Here is a 17,389-nt window from a genome sequence, read left to right as displayed (position 1 = left end):
CCGAATGCACCTAAGGTGCAGTCGGACCTCCAATTGACGATTCGGAGCGAGTGCTGGTTTGGATGGGCGAGATTTTCACCTTTTCAAATCGCGTCGACGTCGGGCGGGGGTCCATAACATGCGCAAACCCCGATTCGGAGCGAATTCGCAAACCTCGCGTGGGGGTAATTCATCCACGCCAGCCAACTATTTACCGAGGTCAGAGCCCTAGAGACGCCAAGGTCACCGAATGGTCTCGGCTTCATTACGAATGAGACACCTACCGCGTGTCGAATTGTGTCGAATTGAAGCAATTCAATTCGGCACGACGGAATTCCGACGTGCGGCAATTCGTTGATTCAGCGCGTTTTCCGAGGTCAAACCCACCCCTGTGAGTCTTTTAGGAGTCCAGAGACTCCGAAAAGACTCAAAAACGATGCATTATCACACTGGCCGGAGGGAAATCATCGGCGGGCGGTCGGCGAGGGAGACCTCAGTGCTGACCGCGATGAAACTGTCCCCGTCGAGAGGGAACTGCGTGAGTGCGGCGCCCGAATCTTTGATGCCACAACGGCCGAGAAGGGTGCCTATGATCTGGCGACTCATCACGCCGAGGTCGCTGAGCGGACGGTTGCGGTGCTTGCGGATACCGAGGTTGACCTGCCCTATCGCGTCGAGACCCATTTTCTCGTAAGTGTCGAGGAGCAAGCCGATTTCGACGCCGTAGCCAGGGGCAAAGGGCACCGAGGCCATGAGTTCGCGGGTGCCTGCGTATTCGCCGCCGAGCGGTTGCAGAACGCTGGACAGGTCCGGGCGCAATGCGGAAAGCAGCGGTCGTGCGACGAGTTCCGTGACCCGCCCACCGCCGTTCGATTCGACGGACCCGCCGTGCTGCAGCGGCCGCTGATAGTAGCCCTTGACGAGGTGTACTCCGGGAACCGTCAGCAACGGACCGAGCAGCTTCGGCACGAACTCGGGATCGGGGTTGATCAGGTCGGAGTCGATGAAGGCGATGATGTCGCCGGTTGCCGCGGCGAGCGATCGCCACAGCACCTCGCCTTTACCGGGCACCGGGCTCAGTTCGGGAACGGCCTGTTCGCGGCTGATCACCGTCGCACCGGCTGCGCGCGCACGTGCCGCGGTCTCGTCGGTAGAACCGGAGTCGAGCACGATCAGTTCGTCGACCAGCCCGCCGAGGAGCGGATGGATCGTGTCGATGACCTTCGCGACGGTAAGTTCTTCGTTCAGCGCGGGAAGGACGACGGAGACGGTCCGGCCGGCTTTCGCGGCGACCAACTCTTCGATCGTCCAGCTGGGTTTGTCCCAGGTGTTTGTTTCGGCCCAGTCGCGGTGCGCAGGTGTATTGGTGATGTCGGAGAGCGTCATGCCAAACCCCTCACTGTGTGCGCGGGCTGTCTGGTCCCCAGGATCGCTGCAACCATGTCGACCACCCGCCTCGTGGACGCCACCTCATGAACGCGGAACATCCGAGCACCACCAGCGGCTGCCAATGCCGTCGCTGCCAGTGTCCCCTCGAGCCGCTCTGTGAGGTCTACTCCCAGAGTCTCCCCGATAAAATCCTTATTGCTAAGCGCCATAAGCACTGGCCATCCGGTGTTTACAAGAACGTCCACTCGCCGCAACAACTCGAGCCCGTGGTAGGTGTTTTTGCCGAAATCATGGGTCGGATCGATCAAGATCGAGTCGGCTGCCACCCCTACGGACCGCGCATGTTCGGCCGCGCGCACCAGCTCCGCGACCACGTCGCCCACCACATCGACATAGCGCACGCGATGCGGACGAGTGCGTGGCGTCGCTCCTCCGGTGTGGCTGCAGACGATGCCGACCTTCAATTCGGCGGCGACGTCGACGAGCTTCGGATCAGCTCCGGCCCACGTGTCGTTGATCAACGCAGCACCCTCGGCGACAGCTTCCCGCGCTACCTCCGCGCGCCAGGTGTCGATGCTGATCAAGAGGTCCGGGTACTTCGACCGGATCGCCGCGACGAACGGAACAGTCCGCCGGACCTCCTCGTTTGCATCCACCTCGTCCCCCGGACCAGCCTTGACACCGCCGATGTCGACAAGGTCAGCGCCTTCGCCGACCGCCCGGTCGACAGCAGACATCGCCGCACGGTCGGTGAACGTGGCGCCACGGTCGTAAAAAGAGTCCGGCGTGCGGTTGACGATCGCCATCACCAACGCCCGATCCGTCGCCACCGGCACGCCGCACAGCGTCGGCAGGGGTGGCGTCGTCATATCTCTATGGTGACACGCTCCGCGAGGTCACGAATTCCACAGCGAACTCGGCGAAGCCCACCTACCCCTTTGGCGCTTGCACAACAGCCCCCTCGGCCCGAGAACCCGCGCAACCCTTGGCCAAATCCCGCCCGACCGACCAGAACTGTGGGATTCCACTCGGCTACCGAGCGTTATCCCACATTTCCATCGACCATCCGACCCAACCCACCCACGACCGCCCGGGCCCGCGCAATCGACCAGGACCGTGGGATTCCACTCGGCTGCCGAGTGCTATCCCACATTTCCATTGGCCGGAAGAACCGCCCTACCCCCGCGGCGCTTGACCAGCGGCTACGTCGTCGGCGTAGCCCTCGTATGCCGGGACGTATCCCTCCGCCCGACCGGCCAGGACGTACAGGGTGCCTTCGGCGTCGGGCGAGTAGGCCTCTTTCCGCAGCTCGACCTTGCGGCTCTTGAACGTCGACGTCTGCTCGAGCGAGTCGACGATCCGGACGAACAATGGGACCGCATACGCCGGCAACCGCTCGAAGAGCCGAGCACCGACCGCCGGACCGTCGAACGTCGCGCCTTCGTGCAGGACGACGGCCGCCATGCCTGCCTTGCCGTCGGTGCCTGGAATGTCGACGCCGAAGACGACTGCTTGATCGATCGCTGTCTCTGCCCCGAGCGCACCCTCGACCTCGGTGGTTGCGACATTTTCGCCCTTCCAACGGAAGGTGTCGCCCAACCTGTCGACGAAACTGATGTGCATCCACCCTTGCTTGCGAACGAGGTCGCCGGTGTCGAACCAGACGTCGCCGTCCTTGAACGCGTCGCGCACGAGCTTGGCTTCCGATGCGGCGTTGTCGGTGTAGCCGTCGAACGGCGAGCGGTCGGTGACCTTAGCCAGCAGCAGTCCGACGCCGCCGCGCCCGACCTTCTTCAATCTGCCGTCCGGTCCGCGCTTGGCCTTGCCGGTGTCGTCGTCGTACTCGACGACGGCGTGCGGGAGCGGGCTCACGCCTGCCGTGCGGTCGACGTTCAGCGCGTTGACGAAGGCGATGTTCGCTTCGCTCGCGCCGTAGAACTCGACGATGCGGTCGATGCCGAACCGCTTCTTGAAGTCGTCCCAGATTTCCGGCCGCAATCCGTTGCCGACCGCCAGACGAATGTTGTTCTCACGGTCGGTGTCGCGCGGTTCCTGGTTCAGTAGGTACCGGCACAGTTCGCCGATGTAGATGAACGCGGTCGACTTGTTGAGATTCGCGTCGTCCCAGAATTTCGACGCCGAAAACTTGCGACCTAGCGCGAACGTGGCATCGGCGCTGAGCACCGCGGACAGCGCTACCGTCACCGCGTTGTTGTGATAGAGCGGCAAGCAGCAATACAGCGTGTCCTGCCCACGCAACCGCACGCCCAGCGCACCGAGTCCGGCCATGCCCTTGAGCCATCGCATGTGACTCATCACGCTAGCCTTCGGCAAGCCCGTCGTGCCTGACGTGAAGATAAGGAATGCGCGGTCGCGGCCGGTGATCTCGGCACAGACTGCCGGATCAGCTGGGTTCGCCTTCTCGGACAGATACTCCAGCTCGTCGGAGAACATCAGGCCGTGCTCGACAAGGATGCCGTTGAGCGCATCGCCGCATTCGGGGCCGACGACCAGCACGCGACTGTTCAGCAGACCGAGACTGTGGGACAGCACTTCGCCGCGCTGGTTGTGGTTGAGCAGTCCGGCAGTCGCGCCGAGCTTGCAGGCGGCGAGGATGACGAACAACGTCTCCGGCCGGTTCGTCATTAGGACGCCGACGACGTCGCCCCGCGTCACGCCACGATCGGTCAGGACACTCGCATACTTGTTGACCAGGACGTTCGCCTCGCCGTAGCCGATCGATCGACCTTCGAAGCGGACGAAAGGACGGTCGGGATGCCGGTGGGCCGCGCGTTGGAAGACTAGCCCGACGGAGTTCGGTGAATCCGGATCCTGCAGCAGACCTTTCGCGCCCCGCGCCATACTGCCGATGTCCGGCGCCATTGCAGGCAACTTGCGTGCGAGGTCGAACAAGTTGACGGTCGTCCGCTGCGACGCCATTACTACGCCCCTCTCGATTGCGAATCGCGGACGCACTCGTCGAGCGCCTCGTCGATGTCGGTGGTGATGACAAGTCTGTCCATTGCACTCTGTCCAACGAAGCCCTGCTCGCGCAGGCTATCCAGCCAGTCCAGCAGCGGGCGATAGAAGTCGAACGGATCGAGCAGTACCACTGGTTTGTCGTGCCCGCCGAGGTAGCCACCGGTCCAAGCTTCGAAGACCTCTTCCAGCGTGCCGATGCCGCCCGGCAAGGTCAGAAATGCGTCGGCACGGTCTTCCATGACCTGCTTTCGCTGCCGCATCGTGTCCGTCACGATCAGTTCTTCGGCCTCGTAATCGGCGACTTCACGCGCGACGAGCAGCTTCGGAATGACGCCGACGGTCCGTCCACCGGCCGCGCGAGTCGAGTGCGCGACCGCACCCATCATCGACACGTTGCCGCCACCCCACACCAGTTGCCAGCCACGCCGACCGATCGCGGTGCCGACGGCCGCGGCGAGGTCGACGAAGACCGGATCCTTCGTACTGGACGCGCAGTAGACGCAGACGGAGAACGGGGTGTCGCTCACCAGAGATCCTCGGTCCTGGGCAGATCATCGTCGAGCGCGACAGCGTCGTCGTTCGACTGCTCGAGGAGCCGAATCACCTCGTCGACGCTGTCGGTGACATGGATCAACTCGAGGTCCGGCTCCGATACTTTCCCCTCGGCCAGCAACGACCCCCGGATCCAGTCGATCAGGCCCGCCCAGTACTGGGTTCCGAAGAGCACGATCGGAAACCGCGTGACCTTGCGCGTCTGCACGAGCGTCAGCGCCTCGAACAGTTCGTCGAGGGTGCCGAAGCCGCCAGGCAAGCACACGAACGCCTGCGAGTACTTGACGAACATGGTCTTGCGCGCGAAGAAGTAGCGGAAGTTGATGCCGAGATCGACCCATTCGTTGAGTCCCTGCTCGAACGGTAGCTCGATACCGAGGCCGATCGAGAAGCCGCCGGATTCGCTGGCGCCGCGGTTGACCGCCTCCATCGCGCCAGGACCGCCGCCTGTGATCACGGCATAGCCGGCCTTGGCCAGCGCCGCGCCGATCGCACGCCCTGCGGCATAGTCCGGGTGCTCGGAGGAGATGCGCGCCGATCCGAAAACGGTTACGGCACGGGGCACTTCGGCCAGCGCGCCGAATCCTTCGACGAACTCGCTCTGGATCCGCAATACCCGCCACGGGTCGGTGTGGACCCAGTCGGACGGTCCGCGCTGGTCGAGTAGTCGTTGGTCCGTTGTGGACGATTCCGCCTTGCGGTCGCGCCGCAGCATGATCGGCCCACGGAACTTCGTGCTCGTGGGTCCGGACTGCAGTGGTCGACTCTCGGTCTCGTCGGGTGCCATGTGCAAAGGCTATCGGGTGCTTACTCGGCAGTCAGATATGCCCGCAGAACGGCGGTCACGTCGGTGATCTGCGCGACGGGCACGTGCTCGCCTCGGGTGTGTGCGAGGTTCGGATCGCCAGGACCGTAGTTGACCGCTGGGATTCCCAAGGCGGCGAACCGCGACACGTCGGTCCAGCCGTACTTCGCCCGGACCTCGCCCCCCGCCGCCTCGACGAGCGCGGCAGCCGCCGGCGCCGCCAGTCCCGGCAACGCGCCCGATGCACTGTCGGTCAGTTCGACGCCGAGATCCAAACCGTCGAACACTTCGCGGACGTGCTCGGTCGCCGCGGCAACCGTTCGGTCGGGTGCGAATCTGAAATTGACGTCGACCGTCGCCGCATCGGGGACGACGTTGCCTGCCACTCCCCCGTCGATCCGCACGGCCGAAAGTCCTTCCCGATACACACAACCGTCGATATCGACCGAACGAGCCTCGTACTTGGCGAGCCGGTCCAGCGCCGGACCGAGTTTGTGAATAGCGTTGACACCCAGCCAGGACCGCGCCGAGTGCGCACGGGTTCCACCTGCGGTCAACCGGATTCGCAGAGTGCCCTGGCAGCCGGCCTCGATGAAGCCGCCCGTCGGCTCGCCGAGAATCGCGACGTCACCTGCAAGCCATTGCGGCAGTTCACGTTCGATCCTGCCGAGGCCGTTGAACTCGGCTGAGATCTCCTCGCAGTCGTAGAAGATCAGGGTGACGTCCTGGGTCAGATCCCGGACCGTCGCAGCCAGGTGCAGGAACACCGCATCGCCCGACTTCATGTCGACCGTGCCACAGCCGTGCAGGATTTCGCCGTCGCGACGGCTCGGAACGTTGTCGGCAATCGGGACCGTGTCGAGGTGGCCAGCCAGGATCACGCGGCTGGGCAAACCTCGATTCGTCCTCGCCAGCACAGCATTTCCATTGCGGATGACCTCGAACCCGTCGGTCTGCTCGCGCAGCGCAGCCTCGACCGCGTCAGCGATCACCCGCTCGTCACGGGACACACTCGGTATGTCGACGAGCGCAGCGGTCAGCGCGATGGGGTCGGCGGCCAGGTCCAATGCGGTCACGCGGTCCAGGTTAAAGCGTGCCTCCGACAGCTACGGGGTTGCAGTCCTGGCGGCGGGGTCAAATCCACCCGGAATCTCGTAGATGTTGCCGTCGAAACCCGCGCGGAACAGCCTGCCATCGGCGAAGCCCGCGCCGCTGCGGCCGTAGGTGACGACGCTCGACAAGGGCAATCCCGTTGCCAATACACAGAATTGGTTCGGTCCGTCGACGCGGAGGATCTGCCCGGAAATGTCTGCCGGGACGATCGGACGGTCGCGCGAATCCAGAGTCAAGCCATCGGCTGCCATCAGCACATCGCCACCACCGAAGGTCACGAGCGATTCGGGGGCACCGGGATTTGCGAGCGGAATCCGGCTTACGCCAGGGTTGGCGAAGGTGCGCGACACGTACAGATAGGCGTCGTCGCTGCTCAGGACAGCTCCGTTGGCGCTCGGAAGCCGCGCCCAATCCGGTTGGACGGCACCGTTGGGGAACACCCGTCCGACCAGGTCGCCGAAATCATTGGTGGCGTAGATGACTCCGTCGCGCGCGACGTCCATCCCGTTCGCAGCGCTGAGGCCGGATGCGATCGGACTGACCGCCCCATTGTTCACGTCCACCCTGGCAATGGCGCCGGGTCGGGTGAGGTCGCCGATGACCACGCTCAGATTGCTGTAGCTGGCAAGCAACGTGCCGTCGGGCGCCCACGCCAGCGCACCGGCGGTGCCGGGCAACGTTGCGATCGGGTAAGCGGGCGCTCCCGGCCGGTCGACGCGGTAGATCCGATTGGTGTTGAAGTCGGTTGTATAGAGCCTGCCCTGCGCATCGACGGTCACGCCCTCGAGCGATGCACCCGGGATGCTGGCTACCAAGACAGGCGCCTGGCCGGCGCCTGGGCAGATCGGGGCTGCAGTCGCAGTGGGCATGGGGAGCGCTAGCAGCGACGCACTCAGTGCGGCAGTCGCAATCACTCTCGGGATCAGCTTCACGAACCGCATTCTGTCACCGTCACAGTCGTCGGTAGTCTTGTTCGACGTGAGCGCACAAGGAGCAACAGCCGTCGGCATCGCCAACATCACCAATTCGGGAACGGTGCTCGACACGTGGTACCCGGCACCCGAACTGGGCGAAGTTGCCGACACAGGGACGACTGTCCTCGAGGGCGACGACATCCCCGCCGAATTCCGCGACATCGTCGGTCCGGACGAGGCCCGCGACGTCAACATGGTTGCGGTCCGAACGTCGATCGCCGATCTCGATGCCGCACCCGTCGATGCGCACGATATCTACCTACGCCTGCACCTTCTTTCCCATCGCCTCGTCCAGCCGCACGGCGCGAACCTCGACGGCATGTTCGGCCTGCTCACCAACGTCGTCTGGACCAACTTCGGTCCGGCTGCGGTCGAAGGATTCGAGACCGTTCGCGCGAAGCTTCGGACGCGCGGTTTCGTCACGGTCTACGGGGTCGACAAGTTCCCCCGCATGGTCGACTACGTGCTGCCCACTGGGGTCCGCATCGGTGACGCCGATCGCGTCCGCCTCGGCGCGCACCTGGCCAGCGGCACGACGGTCATGCACGAAGGCTTCGTCAACTTCAACGCCGGGACGCTCGGTACGTCGATGGTCGAGGGCCGCATTTCCGGCGGCGTCGTCGTCGGCGACGGAAGCGATATCGGCGGTGGCGCGTCCACGATGGGGACACTGTCCGGCGGGGGCAAAGAACGAGTCTCCGTGGGCAAACGTTCGTTGCTGGGAGCAAACTCCGGGCTCGGGATCGCACTCGGCGACGACTGCGTCCTCGAAGCCGGCTTGTATCTCACCGCGGGTACCAAGGTGACCGGCCCGGACGGAACCGTCGTCAAAGCTCGCACCCTCAGCGGGCAGAGCAACCTGCTTTTCCGGCGCAACTCGGTGACCGGAGCAGTCGAGGTCGTGGCCTGGAAAGGCAGCGGCGTCGAGCTGAATGCCGCCCTGCACGCCAACGACTGACGTTTCACAACAGCGGTAATTCGGAGTTTGCTCGCTGTTTCCATTTCGATGATCGAATTGATGTGAACCTGCCCCACAGTCACTCCGCCGCGCCTAATGTTGGACTCGCTCGGATGCGAGGAGGTCGGAAATGACGGTGGCGGCAGAATCCAGGCAGGCCTGCGGTGTCGATATCGGGGGTAGCGGCGTCAAGGGGGCGATAGTCGACCTCTCCGACGGATCCCTTGTGGGAGAACGCGTTCGGATCGATACTCCGCAACCCGCAACAACGGAAGCCGTTGCGGCGACCGTTGCACAGGTTGTCAAAGAGCTCGGCTGGACCGGTTCTGTGGGGATCACCCTGCCGAGCGTCGTCCAGGCGGGAATCGCGAAAACCGCAGCGAACATCGACGCGTCGTGGGTCGACTGCGACGCCGTCGCGTTGTTCACTGCGGCGCTCGACGGGGCAAAGGTCGTCGTCCTCAACGATGCCGACGCCGCAGGATTGGCCGAAGACAAGTACGGCGCAGGCAAGGACGTCAAGGGTGTCGTGATCTTGCTGACGTTCGGTACCGGCATCGGATCAGCGGTCCTGACCAACGGAGTTCTGGTGCCCAACACCGAATTCGGACATTTGGACGTCGACGGTAAAGAAGCCGAGCACCGCGCCGCATCATCGGTCAAGGAGCGCGAAGAGCTGTCCTACAAGAAGTGGTGCAAGGAAGTCTCGCTGGTTTTGACCAAGATCGAAAATTTGATGTGGCCCGACTTGTTCGTCGCGGGCGGCGGCATCAGCAAGAAAAGCGAAAAGTGGATTCCGTTGCTTACCAACAGGACTCCGATTGTTCCGGCTGCGTTACTTAACACCGCTGGAATCGTCGGCGCGGCAATGGCTGCTGACACAATTGGTTCGTGAAGCCTGACTTCGAGCACCGCCCCTTCGTGGGCGGAGACGATAGCGAAAGACCAACTTCGGGAAGGCCCAAGATGGGACAAGACGCCCCTCCGCAAACAGACCCACACGTTGTCGTGTTGTTCGGCGCTACCGGTGATCTCGCCAAGCGCAAACTCATTCCCGGTCTCTTCTATCTGTCGCAGCACCTCCTGTGCCCGAACATGCGGATCGTGGCCACCTCGCTCGACGATCTCGACACCGAGCAGTTTCGTACCGCCGCAAAAGAGGCAGTGCACTCGTTCGGCCGCAAGCAACTGACGCCCGACGAGTGGGCCGCATTCGAGAAAATCGTCACCTACGTCCCGCAGGGCAAAGGTCCGGGCGTGCTCGCCGAAGCGGTCGCGGAGCAGCAGACCGAACTCGGTCCGGATACACGGCTCTTGCACTACTTGAGCGTTCCGCCGAGGGCCGCGACCATCGTCGTCAAGACCCTCGAAGAGGCCGGTCTTGTCAAGAACGCGCGCATCATCATGGAGAAGCCGTTCGGGACCGACCTGGCAAGTGCGGTCAAGCTGAACGCCGCCATCCACGAGGTCTTCGACGAATCCCAGATCTTCCGGATCGACCACTTTCTGGGTAAGGAACCGGCGCAGAACATCCTGGCGTTCCGCTTCGCCAACGGCTTGTTCGAGCCGATCTGGAACCGAAACTTCATCGAGCACATTCAGATCGACGTTCCCGAGTCCCTGACGTTGGAAGGCCGCGCTCAGTTCTACGAGCAGACCGGCGCCTTCAAGGACATGGTGGTCACTCACTTGTTCCAGATTCTCGCGTTCATGGCGATGGAGCCGCCGACCGAACTGGCCCCGCAGGCGATCAGCATCGAGAAGAACAAGGTCTTCCGCTCGATGAAACCGCTTGAGCCCGCGAATGTCGTTCGCGGCCAGGTCCGCGGCTATCGCGAGGAGCCTGGCGTCTCACCGGAGTCCGACACCGAAACGTTCATCGCGCTCAAGGCCGAGATCGGCAACTGGCGCTGGGCCGGTGTGCCGTTCTACCTGCGCACAGGCAAGTATCTCGCTGCCGGCCAACGCATCATTTCGATCGCCTTCCGCGAACCACCGTCTTCGATGTTCCCCGCAGGCTCAGGCATCGGCGCCCACGGCCCGAATCACCTGACGTTCGACCTCGCGGACGCGTCGAAGATGTCGTTGTCGTTCTACGGCAAACGGCCTGGTCCGGGCATGCGGCTGGACAAGCTGAGCCTTCAGTTCGCCATGCAGGAGACCGATCGAGTCGGCGACGTACTCGAGGCATACGAACGGTTGATCCTGGACGCGATGCACGGCGATCACACGTTGTTCACGACATCCGAGGGCATCGAGCGGTTGTGGGAGATTTCGCAGCCGTTGCTGGACGACCCGCCGCCGGTCCGCGGTTACGACGCTGGCTCATGGGGTCCGAACGCGATTCACCAACTCATCGCCCCACGTGCGTGGAGGCTCCCGTTCGAACGCGTATGGCGCGCCAAAAAGTAAGGATGGAGACGTAATGCAGCTAGGAATGGTCGGCCTCGGCCGCATGGGCGCGAACATCGTTCGCCGCATCATGAAAGACGGCCACACTGCAGTGGTGTTCGACGTCAACGACGGACCGGTGAAGGAGTTGATCGAGGAAGGTGCCGAGTTCGGCACCACAGACCTCGCCGAGTTCGTCTCCAAGTTGGAAAAGCCTCGCGTTGCCTGGGTCATGATCCCCGCCGGTATCACCGGCAAGGTCATCGATCAGCTCGCCGACCTCATGGAGGAAGGCGACATCATCATCGACGGTGGCAACAGCCGCTACCACGAAGACATCAAGCGCTCGAAGGCCCTGAAGCCCAAGGGCATCCACTACGTCGACATCGGCACGTCCGGCGGCGTGTTCGGCCTGGCCCGTGGTTTCTGCCTGATGATCGGTGGCGAGACGGCACAGGTCGAGCATCTCGATCCACTCCTGAAGTCGATCGCCCCCGGCATCGGCGATGTCGAGCGCACACCCGGTCGTGAAGGTGAGCCGTCGACGTCCGAGCAGGGCTACCTGCACTGCGGTCCGGCGGGTGCGGGCCACTTCGTGAAGATGGTGCACAACGGCATCGAATACGGCGCGATGGCCGCCTACGCCGAAGGCATGAACATCCTGCACAAGGCCAACATCGGGTCGCGTTCCGCAGGCGAATTCTCTGCCGAGGAGACCCCGCTCGATAACCCGGAGCTCTACCAATACGACATCGACCTCAAGGAAGTCACCGAGGTGTGGCGTCGCGGATCGGTAGTTGCCTCCTGGTTGCTGGACCTCACCGCAGCGGCCCTCTACGCCGACCCGACCCTCGACACCTTCGGTGGCCGCGTCTCCGACTCCGGTGAAGGCCGTTGGACCGTCGCCGCCGCCATCGACGAAGGCGTCCCCGCAGCCGTCCTCACCGCCTCGCTCTACAGCCGCTTCGACTCCCGCGGCGAATCCCTCTACGCCAACAAGGTCCTCTCCGCTATGCGCAAGGCATTCGGTGGCCACCACGAGTTGCCGCACAAGTAGTCAGCGCAACGGCCGTCGCTCCTTCTGGTAGTGGCGGCCTTTTCGTTTGTTCGCCCGTGTCCGCGCGTCCGCCGGCCCCCGCCACTGCCTCAGGCCGCATCAATGTCACATCCAATCGATCTAACCGGTTGAATGCGGCATTCATGCGGCAAGCGCGTCGCGTAGGTATAGCTTGGGTCGCGGCCGACTTCGAGCAAGTTCGTAATCGGATCGCAAGTCGGCCAATACCATTGCGGGCGCCCCGAGGATTGTTCTCGGCAAATGCTCGACCACCACGACGCCGTGCCTGCGTAACAGCGCGCGCCGAAGGACCGTCGCCTCGTGGTCCGCGGGCGAAAGATGATGCGCGAGTGAGTCGATCTCCCATGCAAGTCCGACCTCGTCTAACCACCCGTCAGGCCGGGCGAGGAAGCTTCCATCGGATGTGAAGAGGTCCCTGTTGAACACCATCGCGGGCAGCCCCGATTTGGCATAGAGCTTCTGTGCATCGATCTCTGCCACCGAGTGCGCGTTGGTGCCGAGTTCGGCGAGAACACTGCGAGGCCCAGCACTGTAGCGACGCGGTCCGTCAGCTAGCTCCATCGCAAGTTCGTCGACGGACACATCACCGCGCTGCACTGCACTCGCGATCAGTGCGCGGCATTGGTCGGCGTGGCGTGCACGTCGCGCGGCATCGACAACACTCCGCGCAATCGGGGCGCAACGCAGGCTCCCACGCATGACGCCATCGGGCATTCGCCATGTGCGCTCTACCGTCACGAATGAGGTTGAGGCCCTGTGCCGTTCGGGTGGCACGAGGACGTGCACGCCGCTCATCGAACCGCTCGGTGCATAGCCGTGAGCGCCGAGCGACGCGTGGCCCGAGAGAACTGCCCCGTCGCCGCCATACAATAGGGCTGCCGTGCAACGCTGCAACTGGGATGGAACTCCGTTGTGCAGCAGTACAATTCCCGGCAGTATCCGCTGCCATTGTCCGCCGTCGCGACACCTCGCAGTGACTGTGCTTCCAGCAACCCCCAACTCCTGCAATGCCGTGCTCTTGATGACCCCATTCACGGCGACCTGCCACAGCAACGCTGGATCGTCCGCCCATTTCCCCCGTTTCATGCCGGCGAGTATTGCCCGAGGGTCCGACATTCCCCGCCCGCAATCGCATCAATGTCACAGCGAACCGGTCAGACCGGCTGAATGTGACATTCATGCGAAATGGGTTGGCCTAGAAGAGCGAAGCGGCTGCGGAAGACCGAAATAGGCGAAGTGGCCGCCCATAGCCGAAGTATCCGCCCTCAAACCGCATCAATGTCACAGCCAACCGGTTAGACCGACTGAATGTGACATTCACGCTGCGCGAGAAGGCGCATTCATGCAGTGGCTACTGGTGGGCGGGCTGGAATTCCCCAGTCTCAACGTCCTGCTCGGCTCGGATGACGTGGACGACCGCGTTGATGAGGGCGAGGTGGGTGAAAGCCTGGGGGAAGTTGCCCAGATGCCGACCGGTTCGGGTGTCGATTTCCTCGGCGTAGAGCTTCAGCGGACTGGCGAAGGCGAGGAGGCGTTCGCATAGTTGCTTGGCGCGGACCAGTTCGCCGACCTCGACGAGGGCGGAGACGAGCCAGAAGGAGCAGATGGTGAAGGTTCCTTCTTCACCGACCAGGCCGTCGTCGGTTTCCTCGACTTTGTAGCGCAGGACCAGGCCGTCGACGGTCAGTTCGTCGGCGATCGCGAGGACCGTCGCCTTGACTCGTTCGTCACCGGGCGGCAGGAAGCGCAGCAACGGAATCATCAGGGCCGAGGCGTCGAGGGCAGGGGCGCCGTAACGCTGGGTGAACACGCCGCGCTTGTCGACGCCGTGGGCAAGGATGTCGGCCTTGATCTCGTCGGCGATCTTGTTCCACTTGGCGGCGTATTCCTTCTCGCCGTGCATGACTGCGAGCTTCGCGCCGCGGTCGAGTGCGACCCAGCAGAAGACCTTCGACGACACGAAATGCTGCGGCTCGCCGCGGACTTCCCAGATTCCGCGGTCCGGGAGTCGCCAGTTGTCGATCGCCTCTTCGACCTGCTTCTTCAGGATCGGCCACAACGCCTCGGGTACGTGCTCACGCGAGCGGACGTGCAGGTAGACCGAGTCGAGCATCGCGCCCCATACGTCGTGTTGACGCTGATCGAAGGCACCGTTGCCGATGCGGACCGGCCGCGCCTCGTCGTATCCCGACAGGTGCGGCAGCTCGAATTCGGTGAGCGTCTTTTCCCCTCCGACGCTGTACATGACCTGCAGGGTGAGCGGTTCACCGGTCTTCTGGTCTACGGCGACATCGGAGAGGAAGTGGAAGAAGTTGTTGGCCTCACGGTCGAGACCGAGCGTATGCAGGCCCCACAAGGCGAAGGTGGAGTCGCGAACCCACGCATAGCGGTAATCCCAGTTGCGAACGCCGCCAGGCGTTTCCGGCAACGACGTGGTGGACGCTGCCATCAGGGCTCCGGTCGGGGCGAAGGTCAGGCCCTTCAACGCCAGCGCGCTCTGCTGCAGATATCCACGCCACGGGTGATCGGGGAACTTGCCGATGGTGAGCCACTGACGCCAACATTCGGACGTCGCCCACATCTTCTTCAGGGCCTCTTCCTGCGTTTTCGGCGCAGGCAGCGGCGACCAGGACAGCGCGACGAACGCTTCGTCACCTTCGGACATCCGAGTGCGCGCGTTCGCTTCCGGACCTTCGATGCCGAGGCGAAGGTTGGTGGTGAGCTTCAGCGTCGGCTGCGACCAGTCGGCGCTGCCTTCGCATGTGGCGGTTGCCTCTTCGTAGACCTGCCCGGTGTACTCCCACTTGGCCGGGCGGCGGTGGTAGTCGAACGCCGGCTCGCAGCTGACTTCCAATTCGACTGTGCCACTGACGCATTTGATCGTGCGGAGCAGAATGTGCTCGGCATCCCAGTCGGTCGGCGCGCGCTTGTGTGTCTTCGAACGCTTATCGGTGTTGTGCCAATCGCCCATGATCAGCGCGTCGTGGACGACGAGCCACCCGGTCTCGGTTTGCCAGGTGGTTTCCACAATCAGACCGCCGGGTCGATAAACCCGCTGCGACGGAACGTTCTGACCGTACGGACCGACACGAAAATGGCCGGCGCTCCGGTCGAGGATGGCGCCGAACACGCTCGGACTGTCCGGGCGAGGCATACACATCCACTCGACCGCACCATTTGGTGCGATCAAACAGGTTGTCTCGCAATCGGATAGGAAGGCATATTCGTCGATCGGCGGAAACGGACTGCGTTTCGCGAGCCCGGCGCCGAGCGAACCACGGTCGTCGACCGTCACCTCGAGGGGCGCTTCCACCTCTACTTCCGCCGTGGCACCCCCGCTTCGCCGCGCTGGTTTTTTCGCCGTCTCACTTGCCGCCGTAGCCATCGAAATATCATCCTCGATGGCTACCTGGTCTGTCCGGAGATTCGCTGACTATTAACAGGAGTTACGTTCAACCACGCGTCGTGAAGACATGCTTCATCTGAACCCGAGGTTCACACAACATCGTTCCGCCCGCGCGCAGCCACTCACCGACCACCCGGGGTGCGTCGCGTGCCGGGTTGTAGATGTCTTCCTGGGACGAGAACAGGCCGTCGCCCGCGTACACGAGCCGCGAAATATTGGGGAATCGGAACTCCACGCCGGGCTCGGTCGGGTGATCGAGGATATTGGCAATACAGACGACGACCGCATCGTTGACGTCGTCGAACGCGATCCAGTCGTGCTCGAGTCGCATATGCGGGAACGGTGACATCACGTCGACGATCCAGGCCCGGACGTCCTCGCGTGCCGTGAACTCGCCATACGCATGCTCGATGTATTGGACATCTTCGGTGAAGAGATCGGCGAACGGCGACCAGTCGCCCGTGGCCGAACACCTGCCGACGACCGCGGAATAGTTGTCGACCGCGCCTTGCAGCTCTTCACGACTGAACCGACCCATCCCGCAATTCTAGAACACGTTCTAGACTGACGGCGTGAACTTTGTCCTGGTCGACCGCCCACATCCCGGCGTTGCACTTGTCACGCTCAACCGGCCGGAGCGTCGCAACGCGATGGCCTTCGATGTCATGGTGCCGCTGCGGGAAACACTCGAGGAGATCAGCCACGACAACGACGTCCGCGCGGTCGTGGTCACCGGCGCAGGCGCCTCGTTCTGCTCCGGCGCGGACCAGACGTCCGCGGGCCGCCCACCCCACATCGACGGACTGACCAGACCGACTGTCGCCCTTCGCGCTATGGAACTGCTCGACAACGTCGTCCTCACAATCCGCCGCATGCATCAACCCGTCATCAGCGCAGTCAACGGCGCGGCCATCGGCGGTGGCCTCTGTCTGGCGCTCGCAAGCGACATCCGTATCGCTGCCGACGACGCCTACTTTCGTGCCGCAGGCATCAACAACGGACTGACCGCAAGCGAACTCGGACTCAGCTACCTGCTCCCCCGCGCCGTCGGATCGTCTCGCGCATTCGAGATCATGCTGACCGGCCGCGACGTCTCGGCAGCCGAAGCCGAGCGCATCGGGCTCGTATCACGATGCGTCGCAAACGATTCTCTGCTCGACGCGGCGTACGAGGTCGCGTTGCGGATCGCCGAGTTCTCGCGCCCGGGCATCGAACTCACCAAGCGGACCCTCTGGTCGAGCTTGGACGCCGGGTCGCTGGAAGCGCACATGAATCAGGAGGGCCTCGGACAACTGCTAGTGCGCCTGATGACGAACAACTTCGAAGAAGCGACCGCCGCGCGCAAGGAGAAGCGCAACCCAAGCTTCAAAGACTAAAGCCCGAACGCAATCACCCGCTGCGGATGGATGCGGATGATCTCGCGCGACATCCCCTTCATCGGCGGGTCCACGTCGGTCAGCGCCTCGGCGGTGCCGCGGATCTCGACCATGCGCACCCGCCACGGCTGGACCGACGCGATGTCGTCGACGACGAACGCCACCTTGTCGTTCGTCGCGATGTTGCGAAACTTCTTCGACTCCCCCATTCGATGACCGCCGATGTCGATTGTTCCTAGCTCGGCGTTGTATCGGAAGCCGACGGGATTGTTCTGCGGCGCGCCCGTTTTGCTGACGGTGGCGAGGCGCCCCAGCCGCTGAGTGCCCAGGTATTCGAGTTGGCCGGTCGTCAGTTCATCCATGCACGCAACGCTAGAACCTCGACG

At 63.5% G+C, this 17,389-nt stretch carries 16 protein-coding genes; 5 read left to right on the top strand and 11 right to left on the bottom strand.

Translation table 11 applies throughout. From position 1 onward, the window contains the following. Nucleotides 1–423: 423 nt before the first annotated feature. The 7 genes from FGL95_RS22045 to FGL95_RS22015 form a co-directional block, all read right to left on the bottom strand. Nucleotides 424–1,365, bottom strand: a complete 942-nt coding sequence (locus FGL95_RS22045) for a glucosyl-3-phosphoglycerate synthase (RefSeq protein ID WP_169590769.1) — start codon at nucleotides 1,363–1,365, stop codon at nucleotides 424–426. Next, on the bottom strand, nucleotides 1,362–2,237 hold the full coding sequence (gene folP / locus FGL95_RS22040) for a dihydropteroate synthase (protein ID WP_169590768.1): 876 nt from the start codon (nucleotides 2,235–2,237) through the stop codon (nucleotides 1,362–1,364). The genes FGL95_RS22045 and folP overlap by 4 nt, the downstream gene beginning before the upstream one ends. Nucleotides 2,238–2,544: 307 nt before the next feature. Continuing rightward, the gene (locus FGL95_RS22035; protein ID WP_169590766.1) at nucleotides 2,545–4,308 is read right to left on the bottom strand and encodes a long-chain-acyl-CoA synthetase; all 1,764 of its coding nucleotides are present in this window, start codon (nucleotides 4,306–4,308) and stop codon (nucleotides 2,545–2,547) included. A 2-nt stretch (nucleotides 4,309–4,310) separates the two neighbouring features. Next, complete coding sequence (locus FGL95_RS22030; protein ID WP_169591172.1) at nucleotides 4,311–4,880, bottom strand: LOG family protein; 570 nt, start codon at nucleotides 4,878–4,880, stop codon at nucleotides 4,311–4,313. Continuing rightward, nucleotides 4,874–5,689 (bottom strand): LOG family protein, encoded by an 816-nt coding sequence (locus FGL95_RS22025; protein ID WP_169590765.1) that lies wholly within the window; start codon nucleotides 5,687–5,689, stop codon nucleotides 4,874–4,876. The genes FGL95_RS22030 and FGL95_RS22025 overlap by 7 nt, the downstream gene beginning before the upstream one ends. A 20-nt stretch (nucleotides 5,690–5,709) precedes the next feature. Further along, nucleotides 5,710–6,783, bottom strand: a complete 1,074-nt coding sequence (gene dapE, locus FGL95_RS22020) for a succinyl-diaminopimelate desuccinylase (protein WP_169590763.1) — start codon at nucleotides 6,781–6,783, stop codon at nucleotides 5,710–5,712. A 30-nt stretch (nucleotides 6,784–6,813) separates the two neighbouring features. Then, on the bottom strand, nucleotides 6,814–7,761 hold the full coding sequence (locus FGL95_RS22015) for an SMP-30/gluconolactonase/LRE family protein (protein ID WP_169590761.1): 948 nt from the start codon (nucleotides 7,759–7,761) through the stop codon (nucleotides 6,814–6,816). A gap of 37 nt (nucleotides 7,762–7,798) precedes the next feature. Between FGL95_RS22015 and dapD the strand changes: the two genes are divergently transcribed. The 4 genes from dapD (at nucleotide 7,799) to gnd (ending at nucleotide 12,200) form a co-directional block, all read left to right on the top strand. Further along, on the top strand, nucleotides 7,799–8,752 hold the full coding sequence (dapD, locus tag FGL95_RS22010; protein WP_169590759.1) for a 2,3,4,5-tetrahydropyridine-2,6-dicarboxylate N-succinyltransferase: 954 nt from the start codon (nucleotides 7,799–7,801) through the stop codon (nucleotides 8,750–8,752). A 130-nt stretch (nucleotides 8,753–8,882) separates the two neighbouring features. After that, the gene (gene ppgK, locus FGL95_RS22005) at nucleotides 8,883–9,647 is read left to right on the top strand and encodes a polyphosphate--glucose phosphotransferase (RefSeq protein WP_169590757.1); all 765 of its coding nucleotides are present in this window, start codon (nucleotides 8,883–8,885) and stop codon (nucleotides 9,645–9,647) included. A 71-nt stretch (nucleotides 9,648–9,718) separates the two neighbouring features. Continuing rightward, nucleotides 9,719–11,164, top strand: coding sequence for a glucose-6-phosphate dehydrogenase (gene zwf / locus FGL95_RS22000; RefSeq protein ID WP_169590755.1), 1,446 nt, complete (start codon nucleotides 9,719–9,721; stop codon nucleotides 11,162–11,164). 13 nt (nucleotides 11,165–11,177) lie between these two features. Then, nucleotides 11,178–12,200 carry a phosphogluconate dehydrogenase (NAD(+)-dependent, decarboxylating) gene (gene gnd, locus FGL95_RS21995; protein ID WP_169590753.1) on the top strand — a complete coding sequence of 341 codons (1,023 nt, stop codon included), beginning with the start codon at nucleotides 11,178–11,180 and terminating at the stop codon, nucleotides 12,198–12,200. A 141-nt stretch (nucleotides 12,201–12,341) separates the two neighbouring features. Here the strand turns inward: gnd and FGL95_RS21990 are convergent, their stop codons facing one another. The 3 genes from FGL95_RS21990 to FGL95_RS21980 all read right to left on the bottom strand — a co-directional run bounded on the left by FGL95_RS21990 (nucleotide 12,342) and on the right by FGL95_RS21980 (nucleotide 16,165). Beyond that, complete coding sequence (locus tag FGL95_RS21990) at nucleotides 12,342–13,307, bottom strand: hypothetical protein (RefSeq protein ID WP_169590752.1); 966 nt, start codon at nucleotides 13,305–13,307, stop codon at nucleotides 12,342–12,344. Between the two features lie 265 nt (nucleotides 13,308–13,572). Continuing rightward, entirely contained in the window at nucleotides 13,573–15,606 is a 2,034-nt protein-coding gene (locus FGL95_RS21985; RefSeq protein WP_169590749.1) for a glycoside hydrolase family 15 protein, read from the bottom strand. A gap of 67 nt (nucleotides 15,607–15,673) precedes the next feature. Further along, nucleotides 15,674–16,165 carry a nuclear transport factor 2 family protein gene (locus FGL95_RS21980; RefSeq protein ID WP_169590747.1) on the bottom strand — a complete coding sequence of 164 codons (492 nt, stop codon included), beginning with the start codon at nucleotides 16,163–16,165 and terminating at the stop codon, nucleotides 15,674–15,676. Nucleotides 16,166–16,199: 34 nt separating this feature from the next. Between FGL95_RS21980 and FGL95_RS21975 the strand changes: the two genes are divergently transcribed. Beyond that, nucleotides 16,200–17,003: an enoyl-CoA hydratase gene (locus tag FGL95_RS21975; RefSeq protein WP_169590745.1), complete on the top strand. Its 804-nt coding sequence runs from the start codon at nucleotides 16,200–16,202 to the stop codon at nucleotides 17,001–17,003. Here the strand turns inward: FGL95_RS21975 and FGL95_RS21970 are convergent. Then, a complete protein-coding gene (locus tag FGL95_RS21970; RefSeq protein ID WP_169590743.1) occupies nucleotides 17,000–17,365 on the bottom strand; it encodes a PPOX class F420-dependent oxidoreductase in 366 nt (121 codons plus the stop codon). The genes FGL95_RS21975 and FGL95_RS21970 overlap by 4 nt on opposite strands. Between the last annotated feature and the right edge of the window lie 24 nt (nucleotides 17,366–17,389).

Source organism: Antrihabitans stalactiti (genome assembly GCF_012932915.1).
Lineage (GTDB): Bacteria > Actinomycetota > Actinomycetes > Mycobacteriales > Mycobacteriaceae > Antrihabitans > Antrihabitans stalactiti.
The sequence above is the reverse complement of the archived record's forward strand: the minus strand, read 5'-3'. Positions and strand labels throughout refer to the sequence as shown.

Excerpts from the sequence above, each read along its gene's own strand:
- FGL95_RS22045 (WP_169590769.1), bottom strand. The coding sequence starts at position 1,365 with ATGACGCTCTCCGACATCACCAATACACCTGCGCACCGCGACTGGGCC.
- folP (WP_169590768.1), bottom strand. The coding sequence starts at position 2,237 with ATGACGACGCCACCCCTGCCGACGCTGTGCGGCGTGCCGGTGGCGACG.
- FGL95_RS22035 (WP_169590766.1), bottom strand. The coding sequence starts at position 4,308 with ATGGCGTCGCAGCGGACGACCGTCAACTTGTTCGACCTCGCACGCAAG.
- FGL95_RS22025 (WP_169590765.1), bottom strand. The coding sequence starts at position 5,689 with ATGGCACCCGACGAGACCGAGAGTCGACCACTGCAGTCCGGACCCACG.
- FGL95_RS22015 (WP_169590761.1), bottom strand. The coding sequence starts at position 7,761 with ATGCGGTTCGTGAAGCTGATCCCGAGAGTGATTGCGACTGCCGCACTG.
- ppgK (WP_169590757.1), top strand. The coding sequence starts at position 8,883 with ATGACGGTGGCGGCAGAATCCAGGCAGGCCTGCGGTGTCGATATCGGG.
- zwf (WP_169590755.1), top strand. The coding sequence starts at position 9,719 with ATGGGACAAGACGCCCCTCCGCAAACAGACCCACACGTTGTCGTGTTG.
- gnd (WP_169590753.1), top strand. The coding sequence starts at position 11,178 with ATGCAGCTAGGAATGGTCGGCCTCGGCCGCATGGGCGCGAACATCGTT.
- FGL95_RS21990 (WP_169590752.1), bottom strand. The coding sequence starts at position 13,307 with ATGAAACGGGGGAAATGGGCGGACGATCCAGCGTTGCTGTGGCAGGTC.
- FGL95_RS21985 (WP_169590749.1), bottom strand. The coding sequence starts at position 15,606 with ATGGCTACGGCGGCAAGTGAGACGGCGAAAAAACCAGCGCGGCGAAGC.
- FGL95_RS21980 (WP_169590747.1), bottom strand. The coding sequence starts at position 16,165 with ATGGGTCGGTTCAGTCGTGAAGAGCTGCAAGGCGCGGTCGACAACTAT.
- FGL95_RS21970 (WP_169590743.1), bottom strand. The coding sequence starts at position 17,365 with ATGGATGAACTGACGACCGGCCAACTCGAATACCTGGGCACTCAGCGG.